Genomic DNA, 23,233 nt, shown 5'->3' with positions numbered 1-23,233 from the left:
GGGGCCCGCCGCGAGGATCGGTCGCGGGTCCGGCCGTCGGCTCAGCGGCGGCGCGGGACGAAGCGCAGCGGCGTACCCGGCCGGGCCTGCGCCGCCGCGGCGAGGTCGGCCCGCGGGACGACGCCGATCACCGGATAGCCGCCGGTGGTGGGGTGGTCCGCGAGGAAGACCACCGGCAGGCCGTCCGGCGGCACCTGCACCGCGCCCAGCAGCATGCCCTCGCTGGGCAGTTCGCCGCCGTGCCGCCGGGCCACCGGCGGCCCCTCGGTGCGCAGCCCGATCCGGTTGGACGCCGCGGCCACCCGGTACCCGGCGCCCGGCGGCGGCCCGGCGAACCAGTCGGCGTGCGGACCGGGCAGCAGACCGAGCACCAGCTCCCGCGGTGGGCCGGGCAGCGGCACCAGCTCCGCCGCCGGCCCGGGGCGGACGGTGCCGACCAGCAGCCGGTCGCCCTCCGCCAGCGGCGCCGGGCCGAGGCCGGAGAGCAGGTCGGCCGAGCGGCTGCCCAGCACCGGCGGCACCGCGATGCCGCCGGCCACCGCGAGGTAGCTGCGCACCCCCGAGGTCGCGGCACCCACCTCCAGCAGTGCGCCGGCCGGCACCCGGACCGCCGCCCCCCACGCGGCCGGCCGCCCGTCCACCCGGACGGGCGCGGGCGCGCCGGTCACCGCGACCAGCAGCGGCGCCGAGGCCCGCAGCGCCGTCCCGCCGAGGGTGGTCTCCAGCCCGGCCGCCTCCGGCGGGTTGCCGAGCAGCCGGTTCGCGGCCCGCAGGGCCGGCTCGTCCAGGGCGCCCGCGCGGGGCACGCCCAGGTGGGCGACGCCGCGTCGCCCGAGGTCCTGCACGGTCGTCAGCGGGCCCGGCCGCACCACCAGCAGCTCAGCCACCGGTCACCGCCTCGAACCGGACCCGGGTGCCCGGCGCCAGCAGCGCGGCCGGCTCGCGGGCGGTGTCCCACAGCCGCAGCGCGGTGCGCCCGATCAACTGCCAGCCCCCGGGCGAGGAGCGCGGGTAGACGCCGGTGTACGGGCCGGCGAGGGCCACCGAGCCGGCCGGGACGGTGCTGCGCGGGGTGGTCCGGCGCGGCACGCGGTACCGCTCGGGCAGCCCGGTGAGGTAGCCGAAGCCGGGGGCGAAGCCGCAGAACGCCACCCGGTACTCGGCCCCGGTGTGGATCCGCACCGCGGCCTCCGGGGACACCCCCCAGAGGTCGGCGACCTCGGCCAGGTCCGCGCCGTCGTACACCGTCGGCACGGTCACCGACGGGCCCTCGGCGGGCGGGTGTTCGGGCAGCTCCCAGCCGGCCAGCGCCCGGGCGAGCGCGGTGCGGTCGGCGACGCCGTCCAGCAGCACGGTGCAGGCGGCCGGCACGATCTCGGCGACCTCGGGCAACTCGTCGCGGCGGGCCAGCAGTTCGGCGTAGAGGGCGGCGACCTGCTCGGCGCCGCCCGCGGTGACGAGCAGGGCGTCCTCGCCGACCGGGCGCACCACCGGGCCGCCCGTTGCCCCGGGCCCCTCGGGCCGCCCGCCGGCCTCGGACCGCTGACCGGCCATCAGGTGAACGCCTCCACCCGGACTCCGGCCGAGGCGAGCGCCCCGCGCACCCGCCAGGCCAGCTGGGCGGCGCCGGGGGTGTCCCCGTGGACGCAGAGCGAGCGCGCGCTGACGGCCACCGCCTCGCCGCCGGCGGCCGCGACCGTGCCGTCCCGGGCCAGCCGCACGGCGCGGGTGATCACCGTCTCCGGGTCGTGCACCACGGCGCCGGGCTCCCGCCGGGGCACCAGCGTCCCCGCCCGGGTGTAGGCCCGGTCGGCGAAGGCCTCGGCGACGACCGGCAGACCCACCCCCTCGGCGACGGCGAGCAACTTGGAGCCCGGCAGGCCCAGGACCGGCAGCGGGCCGTCGCAGACCGCACCCGCCCGCAGCACTCCGGAGACCACGGCCTCGGCCTGCTCGTCGTCGGCCACCACCCGGTTGTAGAGCGCGCCGTGCGGCTTCACGTACGACACCCGGGAGCCGGCCGCCCGGGCGAAGACCTGCAGGGCGCCGATCTGGTAGGCGATCTCGTCGGCGAGTTCGTCCGGCGGCACGTCCATCGCCCGCCGCCCGAAGCCGGCGAGGTCCCGGTACGAGACCTGGGCGCCGATCCGGACACCGCGTTCCGCGGCCAGTGCGCAGACCCGGCGCATGGTCGACGGGTCACCCGCGTGGAAGCCGCACGCCACGTTGGCGCTGGTCACCACGGACAGCAGGGCCTCGTCGTCGGTCAGTGTCCAGCGTCCGAACCCCTCGCCGAGGTCCGCATTGAGATCGATCACCGGGTCCGTCACGCGTCCGTCCGCCTTCCAGCAGCTCCTGCTGGTGATCGTAGGGCCTGATCGTTTGCCGGGGTGCCGGGCCGGTCACCCGGGTGCGGGGTTTTGCCGAACGTCCGTCACCCGTTCGCCTCCGGCGGCCCGTCGAACGGCCCGACGGGCCCGGCAGGCGGGGGAGTTGGGGAGCTCGGCACAGCCCGCGGCGCAGCGCGGTCAGAGCAGGACGATCGCCAGGACGAACAGGGGAACGACGGAGACGACCCACACGGCGGTGCCCGCGGCACAGGCCCGCACGGTCCACAGTCCCACCCGGACGGGGCCGAGCGGGCCGCCGTCGCGGATCCACCGCCGGGTCAGCACACCGTTCGCCGCGGGCCCGAGGCAGAGCGACAGCCACCACATCAGGACACCGACCGGCGAGTGCGTGAACGCCCCCACCGTCCCGGGCGCGGCGGACCAGAGCACGTACAGGGCGACCTGGACCGCGAGTCCCGCGGCGAGCACCCCGAGCGCCCGCGACGTCGGCCAGGCACTGGTCGGAACCGTGCGTTCCGGGGCCGTCCGGAGGTACGCGGGGAGGACCGGAATCAGCGGCTCGGGCGGGGGCGTCACCGGGCCGGCCCCAGTGCTCGGGCGGCCTCGGCCGCCACCGCGGCCGACCGTACGACGAACTGCCGCCGGCGGACGCCCAGCACCCGCAGGGCCGGTCCGTGGTCCAGCGCGACGAATCCGGCCGCGGCGGTCGCGAGCAGCCGCCAGAGGGCGACGGCGGGGGAGTGCAGCGCGGCGGGCAGCAGCCCGATCGACTCCCGCAGCCGCAGGCAGTGGAAGGGGATGTGGCGCAGCTCGTCCGCGGCGATCCGGCCGGCGACCTCGGCGACCAGCCCGTCCGCGGCCCCGTCCCGCACGGACCGGTAGTACGGCACGGCCACCACCTCGGCGACCAGCAGCACCATCAGCTCCAACCGCAGGCCGAGCAGCCGCCGGAGGCGGACGAAGAGCGCGTCGCTCCAGTGCGAGCCGAGCAGCGGCGTCCCGGCGGCCTCCAGCAGGGCGGCCAGCAGCCGGGCGTGGTTCTGCTCCTCGGCGACGAACAGCCGGACGGCGGCCGCGTAGTCGGCGTCGCCCGCGGCGTCGGCCTTGCCGATCAGGTTCGTCCCGTCGCCGTCCTCGCCGACCTGGAACTTCTGCAGGCTGCGCAGCAGGGCGGCGGACGCCCGGGCGCCCCGGGACCAGTCCGGGTCGCCTAGCTCCGCGCGCCGGACCGCCTCGGCGGTGAAGTGCGCCACCCAGCCGGCGTGGTCCAGGCGGTCGAGGCCGGCCGGTGCACCGGTGGCGGGGACGGTGGTGCCGACGGAGGTGTCTGGGGCGGTCATCGGACGGCCACCGAGGCGGTGAAGCCGTTCGGCACGGTGACGGCCCGGGACCACTCCAGCCGGCGGATCGCCCGCAGCACGATCAGCAGCGGGACGGCGCCCAGCACGCCGAACGACATGTCGACGAATCGCCAGTACAGCGGGATGCCGCGGAGCGGGCCGCAGATCAACGCCAGCGGCAGGACCCCGGCGCACGCCAGCAGCGCCCAGCGGATCACCCAGACGTTGCGCACGGGGTCGCGCAGCGGACCCCAGAACGCGGTGGCGATCACCAGGTGCGCGAAGGCCAGCCAGTCGGTGCCGTAGGCGAGGAAGGGGTGGCGGGCGTTGGTGTCGGCGATGCCGTCGCGGACCTGGGCCACCCGTTCGGCGAGGGCCGGCCAGTGCCCGCCGAGGCCGCTGCCGTCGACCGCGGAGGCCAGCCAGCGGGTCTCGGACTCCAGCGGGAAGGCGGTCAGGCCGCTCAGGACGAGGCAGACGATGAAGATCCACAGCCAGGTGCGGATGCGCCGCAGTGCGGCGTCCCGGTCCACCGCCGGGTCGGTGTCCTTGGTCATGGCCCGACTCTAGACCCAGGAATTGAACACGTTCAAGTAGAAAACTGAACATGTTCAACAGGTGGGCGGGTGGCGCCCGGGGCCGCCGGAACCGGGGCAAGCAGGCTCGTTTCGGATGTTGTCGGTGCGAACCTCTAACCTTGTCCACCGTGACCGCCATCGCAGACCAGTCCGCCGAGTACGAGCTCCGGCCGCCCGCCGCAGCCGCCCGGCCCGCACCCGGCCCGGCCGCCGACGAGGGCCTGGCCCGCCGGCTCAAGGCGCTGGCCTGCACCGCACCGCTGCACGACCTCGACGCGCGCAAGGTCAACCTGGCCGGCGAGTACAGCTCGTACACGATGGCCGAGGTCGGCCTCGCGGTGATCGACCTCGTCACCCTCAACATGGACTTCGACACCGGCGCCGACCGCGACATAGTGCTCGGCCGCCTGCAGCCCCGGATCGCCGCGCAGAACCCGACCCGCAGCACCGCCGAGCACGAGCGGGTCGGCCGCTGGGTGCTGGAGTCGCTGATCAACGTCGGCAGCGTCGACCGCGGCTTCCGCGCCGTCTACGGCACCTTCGGCCCGGACGGCGCCTACGTCCGCCGCGACTACGACTTCAAGCTCCTCGAGGAGGTGCCGGGGCCCGACGGCGGCGTCTACCTGCGCACCACCGACGAGGCCGTCAACGTCCTCGTCGGCGCCCTCGACACCGACGTCACCTCCGCCCAGATCGCCGCCGAGGTCAAGCTGGAGGTGCTGATCCGCCGCGGCCGCCTCGCCGACGCCCAGCTCGCCGCCGAACAGGCCCGCTACCGCACCGTCCAGTACGCCGAGACGCTGCGCCGCGCCCTGGAGGCCACCCGCCGCAACGTCCGCGCCGTCGACTGGATGGAGACCGTCCCCGACCTCATCGACGAGGCCCTGGACCACATCGCCGACCGGTACCGGCACGAGAACGCGATCCTCACCAACATCCGCAAGGCCCGCGACGAGAGCATCGACCCCGAGCACAAGCGGCGCGCCGCCGAACTCGTCGACATCGTCAAGGACTGCATCCGCCGGCACACCCAGCTGCAGACCCGCCTGCTGGAGGCCGGGCCGCTCTTCCGCGCCGAACAGGACCGCCAGGCCTTCGCCGCCCCCGGCGCCCGCAGCGGCATCGACCTGTACGGGCACCTGCTCGCCCCGCTGCTGGAGCTGCCCGTCGAACAGGCCGTCCGGCCCACCGACGCCTTCTTCGCCCGCGGCACCGGCCTGCGGACGCCCGTCTCCGTCCGGGTCGCCGACCTCGTCGACCTGCTGCTCACCCCGCCCGTCGAACGCGAGCACCTCGGCGCGGAGCTCCCGGAGCCGGACCTCGTCGCCACCCCCGACGACAGCCGCTTCAGCGAGGCCCAGCTCGAAGCCGCACTCGACCTCCTCGACCTGCCCGCGGACGCACCCCGACGGCTCTCCGGCCTGCTCGCCGACGCCCGCCGCCAGGACCCGGACCTGCCCTACCTGGTCGCCCTGCTCGCCGTCCACGCCGCCAGCCCGCCGGTCGGCACCGCCTACCGCCAGGGCGAGGAGCGCCTGCTCTTCGCCGTCGACGACGGCACCCACCTCGACGACCCCGAATTCGGCGGCGCCGACCTCATCGTCGGCAGCGCCCTCCTCGACGCCGCCGGCATGGCCGCCGACCGCAAGGAGGCCGGCTGATGCCGCGGCCGACACGAGCGGCACACCCCCAGGGGCGCGCGGGGGCACCTCCCGGCCGCCAGGCCGGGGGAGAACCGCGCGACCCGGGCGTCGGCCACCGTCGGACGACGCAGGTCCCCGCGCCCCCGGCGCTTGCCCCTCGACAGCTCGTATCCCGTTCCCGCAAGGAGTCCCGTCCGTGACGATCAACCACGATGCGGCGTGGGCCCCCGAGGTGGAGCCGGCGGCGGCGCCCCTCACCCCCGCCGACGTCGCCGACGCCGCCCGGCTGGTCTCGTTCGGGCTGCAGGCCAAGCTGCTCCCGGCGCGGGACGCCGAGTACGCCGAGCTGGTCCGCCGCTACCGCGAGGACCCTCCGTTCGCGCGGCTCGCCGACGCCGTCGCCACCGGCATGGGCCTGGTGGTGCTGGAGGTGTCGCCGCGGGCCGGCATGGCCGTCGCCGCCGACGAGGACTCGGTCTTCGCGGTGCGGATGGGCGACTACTCCCGGCGTGCGGCGTCCGAGTCGGCCGACCGCTTCCTGCACGGCCTCGCGCACCTCGCGGTGGCGGCGCTGGCCTTCCCCCGTCCCGAGGACCTCGCCGACGACGGCTACCTGGGCCGGGTGACGGTCAACGGCGTGGACGCCTTCGTCCGGCAGGCGTGCCGCCGGCTGGAGGAGCGGGCCGAGGCGCAAGGTGCGGTCACCGACCCGGCCAGCGACGCGCCGGGCCTGGAGGCGGCCTGGCGGGTGTGGGCCCGCCGCTCGTCCACCGGCGCGACGAAGGACGCCCGCCGCCTGGCGGGTTCCACCACCGGCATCGTCTCGAAGGCGGTGCTGTTCCTGGTCGACTCCGGCTTCCTGCAGAAGACCTCGGACGACGCGGGCGGCACCTTCCGCACCACGGCCCGCTACCAGTTGCAGGTCCGCGACCTGGCAGGTTCGGCCGCGATGGCGGAGCTCACCGACCTCGGCGTCGTGCCGGTGACGGACGGTACGGCGACGCTGATGCCCGCCGACGACTCCGACGAACTCGTCGCCGACGCCGGCCTGCCGTTCCACTCCCTCTGAACCCGCCTCCGACCTGCACCCGTCCCTCCACCCGTCACCCTGGAGAACCGCAGCACCATGTACGAGCTCAACCGGGTCCGCCTGTACTCGATCGGACCGGCCGGCGCCCGGTACGCCGACACGGTCCTCGACCTGCGCGGTGTCGGCGAGCCGGTGGCGGAGCCCGCCCCGCAGCAGATCGGCCTGTTCGGCGGCGAGCCGGAGGGCCCGCGGCGGCGCCCGGCCCCGGCCGGCGTGCTGTTCCTGGAGAACGGCGGTGGCAAGTCCGTCCTGCTGAAGCTGATCTTCTCGGTGATGCTGCCCGGCCACCGCAACACCCTGGGCGGCGCCAGCTCCGGCGTGCTGCGCAAGTTCCTGCTCGCGGACGACTGCGGCCACGTCGCCCTGGAGTGGCAGCACACGGTGACCGGCGAGCTGATCGTCGTCGGCAAGGTCAGCGAGTGGCGCGGCCGCCAGGTCTCCTCCGACCCGCGGAAGTTCGCCGAGCTCTGGTACTCCTTCCGGCCCGGCCCCGGGCTGACCCTGGACTCCCTGCCGGTCGCCGAGCGGGTCAGCCTGGCCGGCGACCAGAAGGCCCGCGGCCGCCGCCGCACCATGAAGGGCTTCCGGGACGCCATGACCGAGGCCGGCAAGGCCTACCCGTACCTCGACCTCACCTTCGAGGAGATCCACGACCGCTGGAACGAGCACCTCGGCGACCTCGGCCTCGACCCCGAACTCTTCCGCTACCAGCGGGAGATGAACGCCGACGAGGGCGAGGCGGCCGGCCTGTTCGCGGTGAAGCACGACGCCGACTTCACCGACCTGCTGCTGCGCGCCGTCACCGACACCCGGGACACCGACGGCCTCGCCGACCTCGTCCACGGCTTCGCCGCCAAGCTCGGCCGCCGCGCCGAACTCACCGCCGAACGCGACTTCACCGCCGGCTCGCTGGACCTGCTGCAGCGGATCGTCGACGCCACCGCCGCCCGGGAGGGCGTCCGCGAGACGCACCGCTCCGCCGAGCGCCGCACCCGCCGCCTCGCCCACGCCCTCGGGTCCCGGGCCACCGCCGAGCGGGACCGCGCCCAGGACCTCGCGGTGGAGGTCGCCGCCGCCGCGAGCGCCGTCACCGCCGCCGAGTCCGACCGCACCCGGCACTCCCTCATCACCGCCGAACTCACCTACCGGCACGCCACCCTGGCACTGGCCGCGGCCACCGGCGAGGCGGCCGCGCTGCGCCGCGAACTGACCGAGGCCCGCACCCTGCACTCCGCCTGGCAGGCCGCCGAGGCGGTGCTGCGGCACCGCGCCGCCGCCGACCGGGCGGCCCGGGTGTCCGCGGCGATCCGCGAGGCCGAGCTGGACGCCGCCCCGGCGCTCGCCGCCCGCGCCCAGGCCGCCGGTGCCCTCGCCCGCGCCCTGGAGACGGCGGCCCTCGCCGCCGAGGCCCGCGCCGACCACGAGGAACTGCGCGCCGGTGAGCTCCAGGAGGACGGTTCCACCGCGCACTCCGAGGCGACCGCCGCGGCCACTGCCGCGCAGAAGGCCCGCAGCGAGGCCGAGCACCTGCGCCAGCGCCTCGCCGAGGTCGAGCAGGAGACCGCCGCCGCCGTGGAGGCCGGCTGGATCGACGCCGCCGAATCCGCGTCCGACCCGCTGGGCGACCCGGCCCGCGCCGCCCTGCACGCCTCCGACGCCGAGAAGGCCGCGACGGCCGCACTGGAGCAGGTCCGGGGCGCCGCCGAGCAGGCCGCCGCCCGGCTCCGCGAGTCCTCCGCCGCCGAGGCCCGGGCCGAACTCGCCGCCGCCCGCGCCACCGACGCCCTGGCCGCCGCCGAACGCGCCCTGGCCGCCGAGCGGCGCACCGCCGCGCTGCTCGCCGCCGAGCCCCGGCTCGCCGAACTGGTCTCCCTGACGCCGTACCAGGAGGGCGCCGCGGAGGACGAGGGATTCCTCACCCCCGCCGTGCTGGACCGCAACGCGGAGGACCTGCGCGAGCAGCTCGACCGGGCCGTCGCCACCGCCGAGCGCACCCTGTTCGACCTGCGCACCGCCGCCGCCGACGACTCCCGGATCCTCGCCGCGCTCGGCGACGGCGGCCTGCTGCCGCCCGGCCCCGACGTGCTCGCCACCGTCGAGTACCTCGGCGAGCATGGCATCCCCGCCCTGCCGGGCTGGCGCTACCTCGCCCAGTCCGTCGACCCGGCCGACCACGAGGCCATCCTCGCCGCCCGCCCCGAGCTGGTCGACGGCGTCGTCGTCACCGACCCCTCCTCGCTCGAACGCGCCCGCGCGGCCCTGCACGCCGCCGCCCTGCTGCCGCGCTCCACCGTCGCCGTCGGCACCGCCGCCGCCCTGATCGCGCCGATCGAGGAGGAGCCGCCGTTCTTCCTGGTGCCGCCGAACCCGGCCATGCACGACGAGCACGCCGCCGACGACGAGCGCCGCGAGCTGCGCGCCCGCGCCACCGCCCGCGAGGAGCACATCCGCGAACTCGCCGCCCGGCTCGGCCACGACCGGGCGCTGGCCGCCCGGCTCGCCTCCTGGCACGCCCAGTGCCCGCCCGGCACCCTCGGCGAGCTCGCCGACGCCGTCCGCGCGGCCGGCGAGCAGGCCGAGACCGCCGCCGCCGTGCTCGCCGCCGCCCGCACCGAGCACGCCGAGGCGGAGGCCGACCACGCCGCCGCGGCCGGCGCGCACGAGGAGCGCCGCGAGGCCGCCCAGCGGGCCCGCCGCCGCGCCGACGCGCTGGCCGGCCTCGCCTTCCGGCTGCGCGAGCGCGCCAACTGGACGCGCCGGCAGCGCGAACTCGCCGAGGACGCCGCCGAGTGCGACCGCCGCCAGACCGCCTGCGCCGAACGCGCCCGCACCTGCGACGAGGACCGCCGCGCCGCCCAGCGCGCCGCCGACGACGCCCGCCGCACCGCCCGCACCCTGCGCGCCGAACGCGCCGAACTCTCCACCGTCGCCGAGGAGGCCCCCGGGCCCACCGGCACCCCCGCCTCGCTGCCCGCCCTCCGCGAGGCCTACCGGGCGGCCTCCCAGGTCTACGAGAAGGTCGGCGTCGGCGCCGACCTGCGTGCCGAGCAGGCCCGTGCCGAGGGCGACGAGGCCGCCGCCGCGGCCGAACTCGACCGGCTCACCAACAAGGTCCGCACCCGCGCCGAGGAGCTCCTCGCCAGCCCGGACGGCGCTGACGGCCCCGCCCGGCAGGCCGCCGCCGCCCGCGCGGAGGAGCTGGTCGCCACCATCGAGGCCCGCTCCGCCACCGCCAGCGAGCAGCTCGGCCGGCTCCGCGGCGACGCCGAGCGCTCAGCCCCCGCCGACGGCGAGGCCCACACCGAGCTCCCCGAGGACCTCGTCCCCGCCGACCCGGAGCACGCCCAGACGCTGCTGCGCACCGCCACCACCCGGCTCGCCGAGCGCCGCGAGCGGCTGGAGACGGCCCGCACCGAACACGCCGACCTGCTGCGCACCTTCGAGGCGGCGCAGGCCGCCGCGGCGAACTTCGACGAGACCGCGGTGCAGCTCCGCGACGGCCTGCGCGACAACCCGGACGAGGCCGAGCCGCACGCCGAGCCGTACCTCGGCGGCCTCGCCGAGGCCCGCACCGCCGCCACCGAGAGCCGCCGCGCCCTGCGGACGGCGGCCGCCGAGCTGAGCGGCGCCGAACTCGCCGTCCGCGACGCCGCCGACGCCCTGATCCGGCACGCCAACGCGGCCCGCTACGAGGCCGTCCGCACCCCGGCCCGCCAGCAGATCCGCGAACTGCCCACCGCCGCCCTGCCCGAGCACGCCGCCGCCTGGGCCGCCGCCTTCGCACCCCGGCTGCGCGTCCTCACCGACGAACTCGCCCAGCTGGAGCGCAACCGCGGCTCGATCGTCGACCGGTTGCGCGGCCTGGTGGAGTCCTCGCTCGCCACGCTGCGCGCCGCCCAGCGGCTCTCCCGCCTGCCCGAGGGCCTGGGGGAGTGGTCCGGCCAGGAGTTCCTGCGGATCCGCTTCGAGGACCCGGACCACGCCGTCCTGGTCGAGCGCCTCGGCGAGGTCATCGACGAGGCCACCCGTGCCGCTGTGAAGAAGAACTCCGACCTGCGCCGCGACGGCATGTCACTGCTGCTGCGCGGCGTCGCCGCGGCGATCGGCCCGAAGGGCGTCAGCGTCGAGATCCTCAAGCCCGACGCGGTGCTGCGCGCCGAACGCGTCGGCGTCGGCCAGATGTCGGACGTCTTCTCCGGCGGCCAGCTGCTCACCGCGGCCATCGCGCTGTACTGCACGATGGCCGCGCTGCGCGCCAACGACCGCGGCCAGTCCCAGCTGCGGCACGCGGGCACGCTCTTCCTCGACAACCCGATCGGCCGGGCCAACGCCACCTACCTGCTGGAGCTGCAGCGGGCCGTCGCCGACGCGCTGGGCGTCCAGCTGATCTACACCACCGGCCTGTTCGACACCACCGCGCTCGCCGAGTTCCCGCTGGTGATCCGGCTGCGCAACGACGCCGACCTGCGGGCCGGCCTGAAGTACATCTCGGTCGAGGAGCACCTGCGCCCCGGCCTGCCCGCCCCGCAGGACCCGGACGGTCCGACCGTCCACGGCGAGATCACCGCCACCCGGATGTTCAAGCGCCCCACCGAGGCCCCGGTCGGCTGATCCCGCTCGGCCGGTCCCGACCCGCCGGCCGCCGACCCGACACCCGTCCGGCCGGCGGTGCCACCGCCCGTCCCCGCACGGGGCGGGCCCGGGTTTCCGTCCGGCGTGATCAGGGGAGGTCCGTCAGGTGGAACCGCACCAGCCGGCGCAGTCGGACGGCCGTACGGCCCTGCCCAGCGCCACGGTCCCGATCCTGATCCCGGTCCCGGTCCGCCGTGCGCGCCGCCCCGGCTGCGGCGCGGCCTCCCGCCACCCGGTCGCGGTCCGTCCGTCCCGGCGCCGCCGGGGCACCGGTCGGGCCTCCGGAGTGCGTCGGTGCCGTGCCCGCGGCCGGTCCTCCTGGCGAGCGGTGCGTCCCCCCGATCGGCCCGGCCGCGAGCCGACTCCCGTTCCGCCGACTCCTGGAGGCCCCTGCATGCCGGTGATCGCCCACCTCAGCGACATCCACCTCGGCCAGGTCCGCACCGGCCCCGACGGGCCGGACGGCGGTGCCCGCGCCGAGGCCAGGGCCGCGCGGGTGATGGCCCACCTGGAGGCGCTGCCCGGCCCGATCGACGCCGTCCTGGTCACCGGCGACCTCGCCGACCACGGCCTCGCCGAGGAGTACGCCGCGGTCGCCCGGGTGCTCGCCTCCGACCGCTGGCCGGTGCTGACCTGCCCCGGCAACCACGACGTCCGCGAGGCGTACCGGGCGGTGCTGCTCGGCGAGGAGCCGTCCGCGGCGCCGGTGAACCGGCTGCACGAACTCCCGGGCCTCACCGTGCTGATGTGCGACTCCAGCGTCCCCGGCCGCGACGAGGGCCGGTTCGACGAGGAGACCCTGGGCTGGCTGGACACCGCCCTCAGCCGGGCCCGCCGGGACGTCCCCGCCGTGGTCGCCTTCCACCACCCGCCGGTGGAGCTCCACCTGCCGGTCGTCGACCCGATCCGGCTGCTCGACGAGGAGCGCCTCGCGGCGGTGCTGCGCTGCCACCCACAGGTCGCCGCCGTGCTCTGCGGCCACGCGCACACCCCGGCGACCACCCGCTTCGCCGGTCTGCCGCTGGCGGTCGCACCCGGCGTGGTCTCGACCGCCCTGCTGCCCTTCGAGGGCGGCGAGGAGCTGGAATTCGACCACCCGCCGATGGTTTCCTTCCACATCCTGGACGCGCAGCGCAGGCTGACCACGCATCACCGCATCGTTCTCTCCTGAGACCGGGCCGCCCCCCACCGGCCGTCCCCCGTCCGCCCGACCAGGAGCCCCCATGCCCCGCACCCTGCACGCCGAGCCGGTCGTCCGCGACCGCGCCCACCTCAACGAGAGCCCGCTCTGGGACGACCGCCACCGGATGCTCCGCTGGGTCGACATCCTGGCCGGCCGGGTGCACGGCTGGGACCCGGCGACCGGGGAGCGCACCCTGTTCGAGGCCGGCCTGCCGGTCGGCGCGGTGGCCCTGCGCGAGGCCGGCGGGCTCGTCCTGGCCGTCGCGGACGGCTTCGCGCTGTTCGACGGCGAGCGGACGACCCGCATCGCCGACCTCGACTCCGAGGGCGGCGAGCTGCGGATGAACGACGCCGTCTGCGACCCCGAGGGCCGCCTGCTCGCCGGCACCATGGCCTACTCGCACGAGCCGGGCCGCGGCACCCTGCACCGCCTGGACGCCGACCACACCGTGCACACCGCGCTGGCCCCGGTCACCATCTCCAACGGCCTCGACTGGTCGGCGGACGGCGGGACCGCCTACTACGCGGACAGCCCGACCCGCGAGGTGCGTGCCTACCGCTACCGCGAGGGCCGGCTGCTCGACCCGCGTCCGTTCGTCACCACCGAGGGCGGCGTGCCGGACGGTCTCGCGGTCGACGCCGAGGGCGGGGTGTGGGTCGCGGTGGCCTTCGCCGGCGCGGTCTGCCGCTACCTGCCGGACGGCACCCTCGACACGGTCGTCCGCGTGCCGGCCACCGTGACCACCAGCTGCGCCTTCGGCGGCCCCGACCTGGACACCCTCTACATCACCACCGCCACCGAGAACCTCACCCCGGCCCAGCTCGCCGAGCAGCCGCTGGCCGGCGGGATCTTCGCCTGCGAGCCGGGCGTCCGCGGCCGGGCCGCGAACCGCTACCGCGGCTGACGGGGCACTCGCCGCACCGACCGCCGCACGGGCCCGCACCGGCCGTTGCACCGGGCGCCGCACCGTCGCGGGGGTCGGTACGGCCGGGCCGATACACCCTCCGGTGGGCGAGGCGCCGTACTCGGTCGGAAACTTGAAGAAGTCTTCCCAGTCTTGGATGCTGGACCCCCCGGGTCTGACCCGGGCGGTGGGCCGGCGCCGCTGCCGGCATCGGAGGTCAGCCGTGACGGACCTGTTCCGCGAGGAGCTCGGGGCGCAGCTGACGCGGGCCCGCGACGACCTCGCCGCCGCCAGGGAGGCGGGCGACGACGACGGCGTGCAGGCCTACCGGGGGCGGATCGCGAGTCTGCTGCGGATCGCCGCGCGCCACGGCGTCGAGCTGCCCCACTCGCCGGACGAAGAGGAAGACGAGGACGACTGAGCATGCCGGTCCCGCTCTACCAGGCCAAGGCGGAGTTCTTCCGAACCCTCGGTCACCCGGCGCGCATCCGTGTCCTCGAACTCCTCCAGGACGGTCCGCGTCCGGTCCGCGGACTGCTCGCGGAGATGGACATCGAACCGTCGAACCTCTCCCAGCAGCTCGCCGTGCTGCGCCGCACCAACCTCGTCACGGCGACCCGCGAGGGCAACACCGTGGTCTACGAGTTGAGCACCCCGGACGTCGCCGACCTGCTGCGCGCGGCGCGGCGGATCCTCACCGAGATGATCGCCGACCAGGGCGTGCTGCTGGCCGAACTCCGCGGCGGCGGCCGCGTCCCGACCGCCTGAGGCCCGGTCCGCGCGGGCGGAACGTCAGAGCGGGTACCGGGAGGACGCCCGGTGCCCGGCCACCACGCTGTCGAGCAGTCCGGGGAAGCGTGCGGCCAGGTCCTCGCTGCGCAGCGAGTTCATCTTCGACGTGCCGCGCCGCACCTGCCGGATCACTCCGGCCTCCCGCAGCACCCGGAAGTGGTGGGTGAGCGTGGACTTGGCCACCGGCACGTCGAAGGCCAGGCAGTTGACCTGGTCGGTGCAGCCCGCCAGCGAGGAGACGATCCGCAGGCGGACGGGGTCGGCGAGCGCGTGCAGCACGGCCTCCAGACGGATCTCGCCGACGGCGGGCTCCGGGAAGGGCGCGCAGGCCTCGTGGGTCTCGGTCACCCCCTCATGGTACGAGGACCGTCGTAGTTTGACAGATCTCGTAGTACGAGAGTTATCGTACTGAGCAGCACCAGCCTCCCGGCCTGCCCGGGCCACCGCCGAAGGAGCTTCCGTGAGCGCCCTGTTCGAGCCGATCACCCTCCGCTCGCTGACCGTGCCCAACCGCGTGTGGCTCGCCCCGATGTGCATGTACTCCGCGGCGCCGGACGGCCCCGAGCAGGGCGTCGCCACCGACTTCCACCTCGCCCACCTGGGCGCCCGTGCCGCGGGCGGCGCCGGCCTGGTGATGACCGAGGCCACCGCCGTCCGCCCCGACGGCCGGATCTCGCCCTACGACCTCGGCCTGTGGAACGACCGGCAGCAGGAGGCGCTGGCCCGGATCGCCGCGCTGATCACCGCCCACGGCGCGGTGCCCGCGATCCAGCTCGCCCACGCCGGCCGCAAGGCCGCCACCGGCCGCCCGAACGACGGCTCCAAGCCGCTGGCCGCCGCGGACGGCGGCTGGCAGCCGGTCGGCGCCTCGCCGATCGCCTTCGGCGAGGGCTACCCGGTGCCGGACGAGCTGACCACCGAGCAGATCGCCGAGCTGGTGCGGGACTTCGCCGCCGCCGCGGTCCGCGCCCGGGAGGCCGGCTTCCGGGTCGCCGAGGTGCACGGCGCCCACGGCTACCTGATCCACTCCTTCCTCTCGCCGCACTCCAACCACCGCACCGACGGCTACGGCGGCTCCTTCGCCGGCCGCGCCCGGTTCGCCCTGGAGGTCGCCGCCGCCGTCCGCGCGGTCTGGCCGGAGGACCTGCCGGTGTTCTTCCGGGTCTCCGCCACCGACTGGCTGGACGGCGAGCCGGGCTGGACGCCCGAGGAGACGGTGCTGCTCGCCAAGGAACTGCAGGCCGTCGGCATCGACCTGGTCGACGTCTCCAGCGGCGGCAACGTCCAGAACGCCGCCATCGCGCTGGGCCCCGGCTACCAGGTGCCGTTCGCCGAGCAGGTCCGCACCGAGGCCGGCGTCCCGGTCAGCGCGGTCGGTCTGATCGTCGAGCCCGCCCAGGCCGAGGAGGTCGTCACCACCGGCCGCGCCGACGCCGTGATGCTCGGCCGCGAACTGCTGCGCAACCCGTACTGGCCGCTGCACGCCGCCCGCGAGCTCGGCGCCGAGCGCACCTGGCCCCGCCAGTACGGCTACGCGGTCGGCCCGCGCGGCTGACCGGCCGTCAGCGCCAGACCCGGCTGCTCTCCAGCGGCGCCCGGCGACCCGCCGGGCGCCGCCGCGGTTCCCGGCTGCCCGCCAGCGGCGATGCGGAGTTCGGGCCGCGCAGGCGCTGCGCCGCGATCTGGCGCGAGATCAGGATCTCCAGCAGGCTCCACGCCGTACCGAACACGCCGAGGGCCATCAGCAGCAGCGCGGGGGCCAGCAGTCCGCTGCCCGCGTACGAGGCCAGGGTCGCCACGATCAGTGCCACCAGCGTCAGCGAGAGGCTGAACAGGGCGCGGACGGCGGCGGAGCGCACCTCGTGCGGCGGACGGCGGTCAACGGCGGACATCGGCGGGCCTCCCCGGCGCAGCGGACGTGACGAGCGCGGCGGGCGTGCTCCGGCGCACCCCGCCCGGCATCCACCACCCTGCCCCACCTCGGGCCCGCCATGCCCGGAAATCCCCGATTCACCCCGGAATCCGACGCTCCGCCCGTGGCGGACCGTCAGTCGAGGGTCGCGTTGAGCTCGTCGAGCGCCCCCGCGACGATCGTGCGCATGGACCGTTCGGCGAGCGCCGCGTCGCCGGCGCAGATCGCCTCGGCCACCTCCCGGTGCAACTGCACCGCGTAGGGCCGGGGCTGGTGCGGCATCAGGTGGTGCTCGGTGCGGCCGGTCAGCACCGCGCCGACGGTGTCCTTCAGGTGCGCGAACATCTCGTTCCCGGAGGCGCGCAGCACGATCGCGTGGAAGGCGATGTCGTGCGCGAGGAAGGTCTCCAGGTCGGCGGCGCGCGCGGTGACGGTCAGTTCCACCGCCAGGGCGCTCAGCTCGCGGCGGTCGTCGTCGCTGGCGTGCACCGCGGCCAGTGCGGCCGCGGCCGGCTCCACCGCGACCCGCAGCGAGCCGAGCGAGCGCAGCTGGGCCGCCCGGTCGGCACCGGCCAGCCGCCAGCGGATCACCAGCGGGTCGAAGACGTCCCACTCGGACTTCGGGCGGACGGTGATCCCCACCCGCCGCTTCGGGGCGACCATGCGCATCGACTCCAGGATGCGGACGGCCTCGCGGACCACCGTGCGGGAGACCTGGAACCGTCCCTCCAGCTCCTCGGCGCGCAGCACGGCTCCCTCGGGGATCTCGCCGCCGGCGATGGCGGGGCCGAGGTCGGCGAGCAGTCGGCCGGGCAGGCCCTGGATCTCCATCGGGCCAGACTATCGGGAAGTAAAAGTATGACGATTGTGTTGCGGTCGCTTGAATAAGTCATACCTTTGCGCGAAGGTGAGCGCGGAACAGGCAGAAGAGGAGCACCACCCCATGGCTCTCAGCGTCGAGACCGAGCCGCCCGTCGTCGTCGTGATGGGCGTGTCAGGCGTCGGCAAGACCACCGTCGCCCGGCTGCTCGCCGAGCGGCTCGGCCTGCCGGGCGCCGAGGCCGACGACTTCCACCCGCCGGAGAACATCGCCAAGATGAGCGCCGGCGTCCCGCTCGGCGACCGGGACCGCGAGCCGTGGCTGCACGCCCTCGGCCGCTGGCTCGGCGACCGGGCCACCGCCGGCACCGGCGGGGTCGTCACCTGCTCGGCGCTGAAGCGGCAGTACCGCGACACCCTGCGCGCGCACTGCCCGGACGCGTTCTTCCTGCACCTCAGCGGCGGTCACGAGCTGGTCCAGGACCGGCTCGCCCACCGCGTCGGGCACTTCATGCCGACCTCCCTCCTCGACTCCCAGTACGCCCTGCTCGAACCCCTCCAGCCGGACGAGCGCGGTGCCGTACTGGACGTCGGCCCCACCCCCGCCATCCTCGTCGAGTCGGCCGCAGCCCTGCTGGGCCATGTCAACGGAGACCTCGCGTGACCCCCACCTCCCTGCTCGCGGCCGCCGCACCGGCCCTGCCGCACACCGACAGCAACGGCAGACTGCTGCTCGCGGTCCTGCTCAGCATCGGCACCATCGTGCTGCTGATCACCAAGCTGAAGCTGCACCCCTTCCTCGCCCTCACCCTCGGCTCCGGGCTGCTCGCGGCCGTCGCCGCGGCCCCCTTCGACAAGCTGCTCACCAGCTTCTCCACCGGCTTCGGCAGCACCGTCGCCGGCGTCGGCCTGCTCATCGGCCTCGGCGCGATGCTCGGCAAGCTGCTCGCCGACTCGGGCGGCGCCAACACCGTCGCCGACACCGTGCTCGCCCGGACGGGCAAGCGCGGACTGCCGTGGGCGATGGCGCTGATCGCGGCCGTCCTGGGCCTGCCGCTGTTCTTCGAGGTCGGCGTCGTCCTGCTGATCCCGATCGTGCTGCTGGTGGCCCGCCGCGGCAACGTCCCGCTGATGCGGATCGGCATCCCCGCCCTCGCCGGACTCTCCGTCCTGCACGGCCTGGTGCCCCCGCACCCCGGCCCGCTGGTCGCCGTCGACGCGCTCAAGGCCGACCTCGGCGTCACCCTCGCCCTCGGCCTGCTGATCGCCGTCCCCACGCTGATCGTCGCCGGCCCGCTGTTCGCCCGGATCGCCGAGCGCTGGGTGGGCACGCTCGACGTGCCCGCCGCCCCCGGCACCGGCACCGGTTCCGCTTCCGACGGGCCCGCCGCCGACGGTGACGGCACCCCGCACGGGACCGCCCCGGCCGGCACCGGCACGGGCACGGCGACCGCCACCCGTACGGCGCTGCCCGCGGCCGTCCGCCCCGAGCACGCCCCGCGGTTCGGCGCGGTGCTCGCCACCATCCTGCTGCCCGTCGTGCTGATGCTCGGCAAGGCCCTGGTCGACGTCGTCGTCGACGACCCGAAGGCCGGCGTCCAGCGGTTCTTCGACTTCATCGGCTCGCCGCTGATCGCCCTGCTCGCCGCCGTGCTGCTCGCCATGGTCACCCTCGGCCGGGCGGCCGGCTTCACCAAGGGCCAGGTCTCCGACAGCGTCGCCGCCTCGCTCGGCCCGATCGCCGGCATCGTCTTCATCGTCGGCGCGGGCGGCGGCTTCAAGCAGACCCTGATCGACGTCGGCGTCGGCCAGGCCGTCAGCGCCTGGGCCACCGACTGGCACGTCTCGGCCCTGCTGCTCGGCTGGCTGATCGCCGTGCTGATCCGGCTGGCCACCGGCTCGGCCACGGTCGCCACGATCACCGCGGCCGGCATCGTCGCCCCGCTCGCCGCCGGCATGTCGAGCAGCCACTCCGCCCTGCTGGTCCTCGCGATCGGCGCCGGCTCGCTCTTCTTCTCGCACGTCAACGACGCGGGCTTCTGGCTGGTCAAGGAGTACTTCGGGATGAGCGTCGGCCAGACCGTGAAGTCCTGGTCGGTCATGGAGACGGTGATCTCGGTCGTCGCGATCGCCCTGATCCTGCCGCTCAGCCTGATCGTCTAGGGCCCGTTCCACGGACGCCCGGGGCCCGCGCACACCACCGTCGATCCGGTGGGTGCGCGGGCCCCGGGCGTCGGCTCAGCCGCGGTCGTCGTCCGCGGCCGCGGCCCGTCGCGCGAGCAGCTCCCCGAGCGGCGCGTCCGGCACCTTGCGCCACCGCTTCCGCCGCCGACCGTCCGCCCGCTCCGCCACCTCGGCCGCCCGGTCACCGACCTGGCGGCCGCTGAGCGTCGCCAGCACCGTCCGGTGCAGCCGGCGGTTGACGCTGTTCACCGCCCGCTTGCGGCGCCGGACGCTCGGGCGCGAGCCCTTGTCGTTCTCGCCGTAGGCGTTCCGACAGTCCTTCAGGTAGCTCAGCCGCTTCTTCTCCCGCGGCGTCCTGCGCACCATGCACATCGCCCCCTTCCCCGCACCGACGCTATGCGCCGGGCGGCGAAGGGGGCGAACGCTTTTACCGGTACTGCCTACTTCTTTCCGCGCTTCGCGAGGCTGCGTCCTACTTCTTTCCTCGCTTCGCGAGGCTGCGTCCTACTTCTTTCCTCGCTTCGCGAGGAAGGTTTCGACCTCCTGGCGGACCTCCGGCGTGTCCAGGCCGCGCACCGTCATGGTGGTGCGGCGGCGCAGCACGTCGTCCACGGTGTACGCCCACTCGTTGTCGGCGGCGTACGCGACCTGCGCCCAGACGTCCGGGCCGTCGGCGTGGATCGGCCGGCCGAGCTCTGGGTCCTGCGCGATCAGGTGGGCGATCTCGAAGGAGAGCGTGCCGTAGTGGCTCGCCAGGTGCTTGGCGACCAGCGGCTCCATCCGGGAGCCGGGCTCGCGGTCGACCAGCAGACGGTGCGCGACGGCGTTCGGCGCGCCGACACCGGGCAGCGGCACGGTCGCCGGGAAGGGCGACATGTCCTCGGCCAGGCCGGTGCCGGGCACGTGCTTGAGCTTCTCCAGCACGGCGCGGCCGATGTGCCGGTAGGTCGTCCACTTGCCGCCGGCGACCGACAGCATGCCGCCGCGGCCCTCGGTGACGACGGTCTCGCGCTTGGCGGCGGCGGTGTCGCCGGGGCCGCCGGGCAGCACCCGCAGGCCGGCGAAGGCGTAGGTGATCAGGTCGCGGTCGAGGTGCTCGTCGCGGATGGCGTGGCCGGCCTCGTCCATGATCTGGTCGATGTCGGCCTCGGTGGCGCGGACGTCCAACGGGTCGCCGGTGTACTCCTCGTCCGTGGTGCCGAGCAGGACGTGGTCCTCCCACGGGATCGCGAAGGAGACGCGGTACTTGTCGATCGGGATGGTGAGCGCGGCGCGCCACGGGGTGCGTCGCTTGACGACGACGTGCGCGCCCTTGGAGAGGCGGATCGACGGGGCGGCACCCGCGTCCTCCATCTTCCGCAGGTGGTCGACCCAGGGGCCGGTGGCGTTGAGCACCAGGCGGGCGGAGACGCCGAACTCGGTGCCGTCCAGGCGGTCCCGCAGCTCCGCGCCGGAGACCCGGCCGCCGGTGAAGCGCAGGCCGGTGACCTCGGCGTGGTTCAGCACGACCGCGCCGGACTCGACGGCGGCGCGCACGGTCATCACGGCGACCCGGGAGTCGTTCATCTGGTGGTCGCCGTAGACCGCGACCGAGCGCAGGCCCTCGGTGCGCAGCGCCGGCACCTGCTGGGCGGCGTGCGCGGCGGTGGAGACCCGGCCCATGCCGTCGCGGAAGGCGGAGAGCGCCGAGTAGAGGAAGACGCCGGCGCCGAGCTTCGGGGCGCTGTGCGGGCCGCCCTTGTACACCGGCACGAAGAAGGTCAGCGGGTTGACCAGGTGCGGGGCGACGTCGGTGGCGAGCGCGCGGCGCTCCTTGTGGTTCTCGGCGACCAGCTTGACCGCGCCGGTCTGCAGGTAGCGCAGACCGCCGTGGACGAGCTTGGAGGAGGCACTGGAGGTGGCGCCGGCGAAGTCGCCCGCGTCGACCATGGCGACCTTCAGACCGGCCTGCGCCGCCGTCCAGGCGGTTGCGGTGCCGAGGATGCCGCCGCCGATCACCAGCAGGTCGTAGGTGGCCTTGCCGAGCAGCTCGCGGGTCTCGGCGCGGGAGGCGGTGCGGCCGGTGGTGTAGCCGGCGCCCAGAGTCGGAATGGTTGCCATGGTGTGTGTACGGCGGCCTGGTCGGGCTGCCGTGTCTCCTCTCGGGGTGTGCGGTGCGGTCTCCGCGGGGAGACCGGGGCCGGCCCGGTGCGGCGGGCCGGAACGTCACGAAGGCCGGCCGGGGCGGCGCTGCCCCGGCCGGCTGTTCGTCAGCTCTGCTCGTCCTCCTCGACCCAGCCCATGGTGCGCTCCACGGCCTTGAGCCACTTCTTGTACTCGCGGTCGCGGGTGGCCTCGTCCATCCGCGGGGTCCACTCGGCGGCGCGGTGCCAGTTGGCCCGCAGGGTGTCGAGGTCGCTCCAGAAGCCGACCGCGAGGCCCGCCGCGTAGGCCGCGCCCAGCGCCGTGGTCTCGGCGACGTAGGGGCGCTCGACCGGGGCGTCCAGGACGTCCGCGATGTTCTGCATCAGCAGGTTGTTGGAGGTCATGCCGCCGTCGACCTTGAGGGCGGTGAGCTCCACGCCGGAGTCCTTCTGCATGGCGTCGACGACCTCGCGGGTCTGCCAGGCGGTGGCCTCCAGGACGGCCCGGGCCAGGTGGCCCTTGGTCACGTACCGGGTCAGGCCGGCGATCACACCGCGGGCGTCGGAGCGCCAGTACGGGGCGAACAGGCCGGAGAAGGCCGGGACGAAGTAGGCGCCGCCGTTGTCCTCGACGGTGGAGGCAAGGGTCTCGATCTCGGCCGCGGTGGAGATGATGCCGAGCTGGTCGCGGAGCCACTGCACCAGCGAGCCGGTGACGGCGATCGAGCCCTCCAGGGCGTAGACCGGCTTCTGGTCGCCGATCCGGTAGCCGACCGTGGTCAGCAGGCCGTGGTAGGAGTTGACGACCTTCTCGCCGGTGTTCAGCAGCAGGAAGGTGCCGGTGCCGTAGGTCGACTTGGCCTCGCCCTCGTCGAAGCAGGTCTGGCCGAACAGCGCGGCCTGCTGGTCGCCGAGCGCGGAGGCGACGGGCACGCCCTCCAGGTCGCCGATCGCGTGGCCGTACACCTCGGCGGAGGAGCGGATCTCCGGGAGGACCGTCATCGGCACCTCCATGGACTCGGCGATCTTCTCGTCCCACTCCAGGGTGTGGAGGTTCATCAGCATGGTGCGGCTGGCGTTGGTCACGTCGGTGACGTGCTTGCCGCCGTCGACGCCGCCGGTCAGGTTCCAGATGACCCAGGTGTCCATGGTGCCGAAGAGGATGTCGCCGGCCTCGGCGCGCTCGCGCAGGCCCTCGACGTTGTCCAGCAGCCAGCGGATCTTCGGGCCGGCGAAGTAGCTGGCCAGCGGCAGGCCGGTCTCGCGGCGGTAGCGGTCCTGGCCGACGTTGCGGCCGAGCTCGCGGCAGAGCGCCTCGGTGCGGGTGTCCTGCCAGACCAGCGCGTTGTGGACGGGTTCACCGGTGTTCTTGTCCCACAGCACGGTGGTCTCGCGCTGGTTGGTGATGCCGATGGCGCGGATGTCGCCCTTGGTGAGGCCGGCCTTCTCGAGGGCCCCGCGGATCACCGACTGGACGCGGGTCCAGATCTCGGCGGCGTCGTGCTCGACCCAGCCCGGCTGCGGGAAGATCTGCGAGTGCTCCTGCTGGTCGACGGCGACGATCCGGCCGTCGGCGCCGAAGATGATGCAGCGGCTGGACGTGGTGCCCTGGTCGATCGCGGCGATGTAGTTCCCGGTGGGCGTGGTGCCAGAAGTCATGGGGTCCTCGATCTGGATGAGGG

General features: G+C 75.3%; 22 protein-coding genes. 10 read left to right on the top strand and 12 right to left on the bottom strand.

The annotated features are described in order from the left end of the window. Positions 1-41: 41 nt before the first annotated feature. From AB0O09_RS19600 to AB0O09_RS19575, 6 genes are all read right to left on the bottom strand, one after another. A complete protein-coding gene (locus AB0O09_RS19600) occupies positions 42-887 on the bottom strand; it encodes a biotin-dependent carboxyltransferase family protein (protein WP_363542895.1) in 846 nt (281 codons plus the stop codon). Beyond that, positions 880-1,554 carry a 5-oxoprolinase subunit PxpB gene (pxpB, locus tag AB0O09_RS19595; protein ID WP_363542894.1) on the bottom strand — a complete coding sequence of 225 codons (675 nt, stop codon included), beginning with the start codon at positions 1,552-1,554 and terminating at the stop codon, positions 880-882. Before pxpB ends, AB0O09_RS19600 begins: the two co-directional genes overlap by 8 nt. Then, the gene (locus AB0O09_RS19590; RefSeq protein ID WP_344628470.1) at positions 1,554-2,330 is read right to left on the bottom strand and encodes a 5-oxoprolinase subunit PxpA; all 777 of its coding nucleotides are present in this window, start codon (positions 2,328-2,330) and stop codon (positions 1,554-1,556) included. The genes pxpB and AB0O09_RS19590 overlap by 1 nt, the downstream gene beginning before the upstream one ends. A 198-nt stretch (positions 2,331-2,528) precedes the next feature. Then, positions 2,529-2,819: a hypothetical protein gene (locus AB0O09_RS19585; protein ID WP_363542893.1), complete on the bottom strand. Its 291-nt coding sequence runs from the start codon at positions 2,817-2,819 to the stop codon at positions 2,529-2,531. Between the two features lie 104 nt (positions 2,820-2,923). Then, complete coding sequence (locus tag AB0O09_RS19580; RefSeq protein WP_363542892.1) at positions 2,924-3,691, bottom strand: ferritin-like domain-containing protein; 768 nt, start codon at positions 3,689-3,691, stop codon at positions 2,924-2,926. Next, positions 3,688-4,248 (bottom strand): hypothetical protein, encoded by a 561-nt coding sequence (locus AB0O09_RS19575; protein WP_363542891.1) that lies wholly within the window; start codon positions 4,246-4,248, stop codon positions 3,688-3,690. The genes AB0O09_RS19580 and AB0O09_RS19575 overlap by 4 nt, the downstream gene beginning before the upstream one ends. A 149-nt stretch (positions 4,249-4,397) precedes the next feature. Between AB0O09_RS19575 and AB0O09_RS19570 the strand changes: the two genes are divergently transcribed. From AB0O09_RS19570 to AB0O09_RS19540, 7 genes are all read left to right on the top strand, one after another. Then, the gene (locus AB0O09_RS19570) at positions 4,398-5,930 is read left to right on the top strand and encodes a hypothetical protein (RefSeq protein ID WP_363542890.1); all 1,533 of its coding nucleotides are present in this window, start codon (positions 4,398-4,400) and stop codon (positions 5,928-5,930) included. Between the two features lie 178 nt (positions 5,931-6,108). Further along, a complete protein-coding gene (locus AB0O09_RS19565; protein WP_363542889.1) occupies positions 6,109-6,981 on the top strand; it encodes a hypothetical protein in 873 nt (290 codons plus the stop codon). A 57-nt stretch (positions 6,982-7,038) separates the two neighbouring features. Further along, complete coding sequence (locus AB0O09_RS19560) at positions 7,039-11,613, top strand: hypothetical protein (protein WP_363542888.1); 4,575 nt, start codon at positions 7,039-7,041, stop codon at positions 11,611-11,613. A 415-nt stretch (positions 11,614-12,028) separates the two neighbouring features. After that, positions 12,029-12,805, top strand: coding sequence for a metallophosphoesterase (locus tag AB0O09_RS19555; protein WP_363542887.1), 777 nt, complete (start codon positions 12,029-12,031; stop codon positions 12,803-12,805). Between the two features lie 52 nt (positions 12,806-12,857). Next, on the top strand, positions 12,858-13,721 hold the full coding sequence (locus tag AB0O09_RS19550; protein WP_363542886.1) for an SMP-30/gluconolactonase/LRE family protein: 864 nt from the start codon (positions 12,858-12,860) through the stop codon (positions 13,719-13,721). A 223-nt stretch (positions 13,722-13,944) separates the two neighbouring features. Then, a complete protein-coding gene (locus AB0O09_RS19545; RefSeq protein ID WP_363542885.1) occupies positions 13,945-14,142 on the top strand; it encodes a hypothetical protein in 198 nt (65 codons plus the stop codon). A 2-nt stretch (positions 14,143-14,144) separates the two neighbouring features. Beyond that, complete coding sequence (locus tag AB0O09_RS19540) at positions 14,145-14,489, top strand: metalloregulator ArsR/SmtB family transcription factor (RefSeq protein ID WP_363542884.1); 345 nt, start codon at positions 14,145-14,147, stop codon at positions 14,487-14,489. 24 nt (positions 14,490-14,513) lie between these two features. On the opposite strand, the gene AB0O09_RS19535 is transcribed toward AB0O09_RS19540, so the two are convergent. Continuing rightward, positions 14,514-14,861: an ArsR family transcriptional regulator gene (locus tag AB0O09_RS19535; RefSeq protein WP_363542883.1), complete on the bottom strand. Its 348-nt coding sequence runs from the start codon at positions 14,859-14,861 to the stop codon at positions 14,514-14,516. Positions 14,862-14,973: 112 nt separating this feature from the next. On the opposite strand from AB0O09_RS19535, the gene AB0O09_RS19530 reads away from it, so the two are divergent. Next, a complete protein-coding gene (locus AB0O09_RS19530) occupies positions 14,974-16,068 on the top strand; it encodes an NADH:flavin oxidoreductase/NADH oxidase (protein ID WP_363542882.1) in 1,095 nt (364 codons plus the stop codon). A 7-nt stretch (positions 16,069-16,075) separates the two neighbouring features. On the opposite strand, the gene AB0O09_RS19525 is transcribed toward AB0O09_RS19530, so the two are convergent. Beyond that, on the bottom strand, positions 16,076-16,405 hold the full coding sequence (locus tag AB0O09_RS19525) for a hypothetical protein (RefSeq protein WP_344627390.1): 330 nt from the start codon (positions 16,403-16,405) through the stop codon (positions 16,076-16,078). Positions 16,406-16,560: 155 nt separating this feature from the next. Continuing rightward, positions 16,561-17,256 (bottom strand): FCD domain-containing protein, encoded by a 696-nt coding sequence (locus AB0O09_RS19520; protein WP_363542881.1) that lies wholly within the window; start codon positions 17,254-17,256, stop codon positions 16,561-16,563. A gap of 112 nt (positions 17,257-17,368) precedes the next feature. Between AB0O09_RS19520 and AB0O09_RS19515 the strand changes: the two genes are divergently transcribed. Together AB0O09_RS19515 and AB0O09_RS19510 are read left to right on the top strand one after the other, a co-directional pair. Next, the gene (locus tag AB0O09_RS19515; protein ID WP_363542880.1) at positions 17,369-17,908 is read left to right on the top strand and encodes a gluconokinase; all 540 of its coding nucleotides are present in this window, start codon (positions 17,369-17,371) and stop codon (positions 17,906-17,908) included. Then, positions 17,905-19,407: an SLC13 family permease gene (locus AB0O09_RS19510; RefSeq protein ID WP_363542879.1), complete on the top strand. Its 1,503-nt coding sequence runs from the start codon at positions 17,905-17,907 to the stop codon at positions 19,405-19,407. Before AB0O09_RS19515 ends, AB0O09_RS19510 begins: the two co-directional genes overlap by 4 nt. A 75-nt stretch (positions 19,408-19,482) precedes the next feature. On the opposite strand, the gene AB0O09_RS19505 is transcribed toward AB0O09_RS19510, so the two are convergent. The 3 genes from AB0O09_RS19505 to glpK all read right to left on the bottom strand — a co-directional run bounded on the left by AB0O09_RS19505 (position 19,483) and on the right by glpK (position 23,210). Next, positions 19,483-19,794: a hypothetical protein gene (locus AB0O09_RS19505; RefSeq protein WP_363542878.1), complete on the bottom strand. Its 312-nt coding sequence runs from the start codon at positions 19,792-19,794 to the stop codon at positions 19,483-19,485. A 138-nt stretch (positions 19,795-19,932) separates the two neighbouring features. Next, positions 19,933-21,528 (bottom strand): glycerol-3-phosphate dehydrogenase/oxidase, encoded by a 1,596-nt coding sequence (locus AB0O09_RS19500; RefSeq protein ID WP_363542877.1) that lies wholly within the window; start codon positions 21,526-21,528, stop codon positions 19,933-19,935. 149 nt (positions 21,529-21,677) lie between these two features. Continuing rightward, positions 21,678-23,210 carry a glycerol kinase GlpK gene (glpK, locus tag AB0O09_RS19495; protein WP_363542876.1) on the bottom strand — a complete coding sequence of 511 codons (1,533 nt, stop codon included), beginning with the start codon at positions 23,208-23,210 and terminating at the stop codon, positions 21,678-21,680. Positions 23,211-23,233: the final 23 nt, after the last annotated feature.

Source organism: Kitasatospora sp. NPDC093679, assembly GCF_040683455.1.
Taxonomy (GTDB): Bacteria; Actinomycetota; Actinomycetes; order Streptomycetales; family Streptomycetaceae; genus Kitasatospora; species Kitasatospora arboriphila.
Note: the sequence above shows the minus strand (reverse complement) of the source record. Positions and strands in the feature narration are given on the sequence as shown.

Coding starts and splice junctions, on each gene's coding strand:
- pxpB (WP_363542894.1), bottom strand. CDS start 1,554: ATGGCCGGTCAGCGGTCCGAGGCCGGCGGGCGGCCCGAGGGGCCCGGG.
- AB0O09_RS19580 (WP_363542892.1), bottom strand. CDS start 3,691: ATGACCGCCCCAGACACCTCCGTCGGCACCACCGTCCCCGCCACCGGT.
- AB0O09_RS19575 (WP_363542891.1), bottom strand. CDS start 4,248: ATGACCAAGGACACCGACCCGGCGGTGGACCGGGACGCCGCACTGCGG.
- AB0O09_RS19560 (WP_363542888.1), top strand. CDS start 7,039: ATGTACGAGCTCAACCGGGTCCGCCTGTACTCGATCGGACCGGCCGGC.
- AB0O09_RS19555 (WP_363542887.1), top strand. CDS start 12,029: ATGCCGGTGATCGCCCACCTCAGCGACATCCACCTCGGCCAGGTCCGC.
- AB0O09_RS19550 (WP_363542886.1), top strand. CDS start 12,858: ATGCCCCGCACCCTGCACGCCGAGCCGGTCGTCCGCGACCGCGCCCAC.
- AB0O09_RS19540 (WP_363542884.1), top strand. CDS start 14,145: ATGCCGGTCCCGCTCTACCAGGCCAAGGCGGAGTTCTTCCGAACCCTC.
- AB0O09_RS19525 (WP_344627390.1), bottom strand. CDS start 16,405: ATGTCCGCCGTTGACCGCCGTCCGCCGCACGAGGTGCGCTCCGCCGCC.
- AB0O09_RS19520 (WP_363542881.1), bottom strand. CDS start 17,256: ATGGAGATCCAGGGCCTGCCCGGCCGACTGCTCGCCGACCTCGGCCCC.
- AB0O09_RS19515 (WP_363542880.1), top strand. CDS start 17,369: ATGGCTCTCAGCGTCGAGACCGAGCCGCCCGTCGTCGTCGTGATGGGC.
- AB0O09_RS19505 (WP_363542878.1), bottom strand. CDS start 19,794: ATGGTGCGCAGGACGCCGCGGGAGAAGAAGCGGCTGAGCTACCTGAAG.
- AB0O09_RS19500 (WP_363542877.1), bottom strand. CDS start 21,528: ATGGCAACCATTCCGACTCTGGGCGCCGGCTACACCACCGGCCGCACC.
- glpK (WP_363542876.1), bottom strand. CDS start 23,210: ATGACTTCTGGCACCACGCCCACCGGGAACTACATCGCCGCGATCGAC.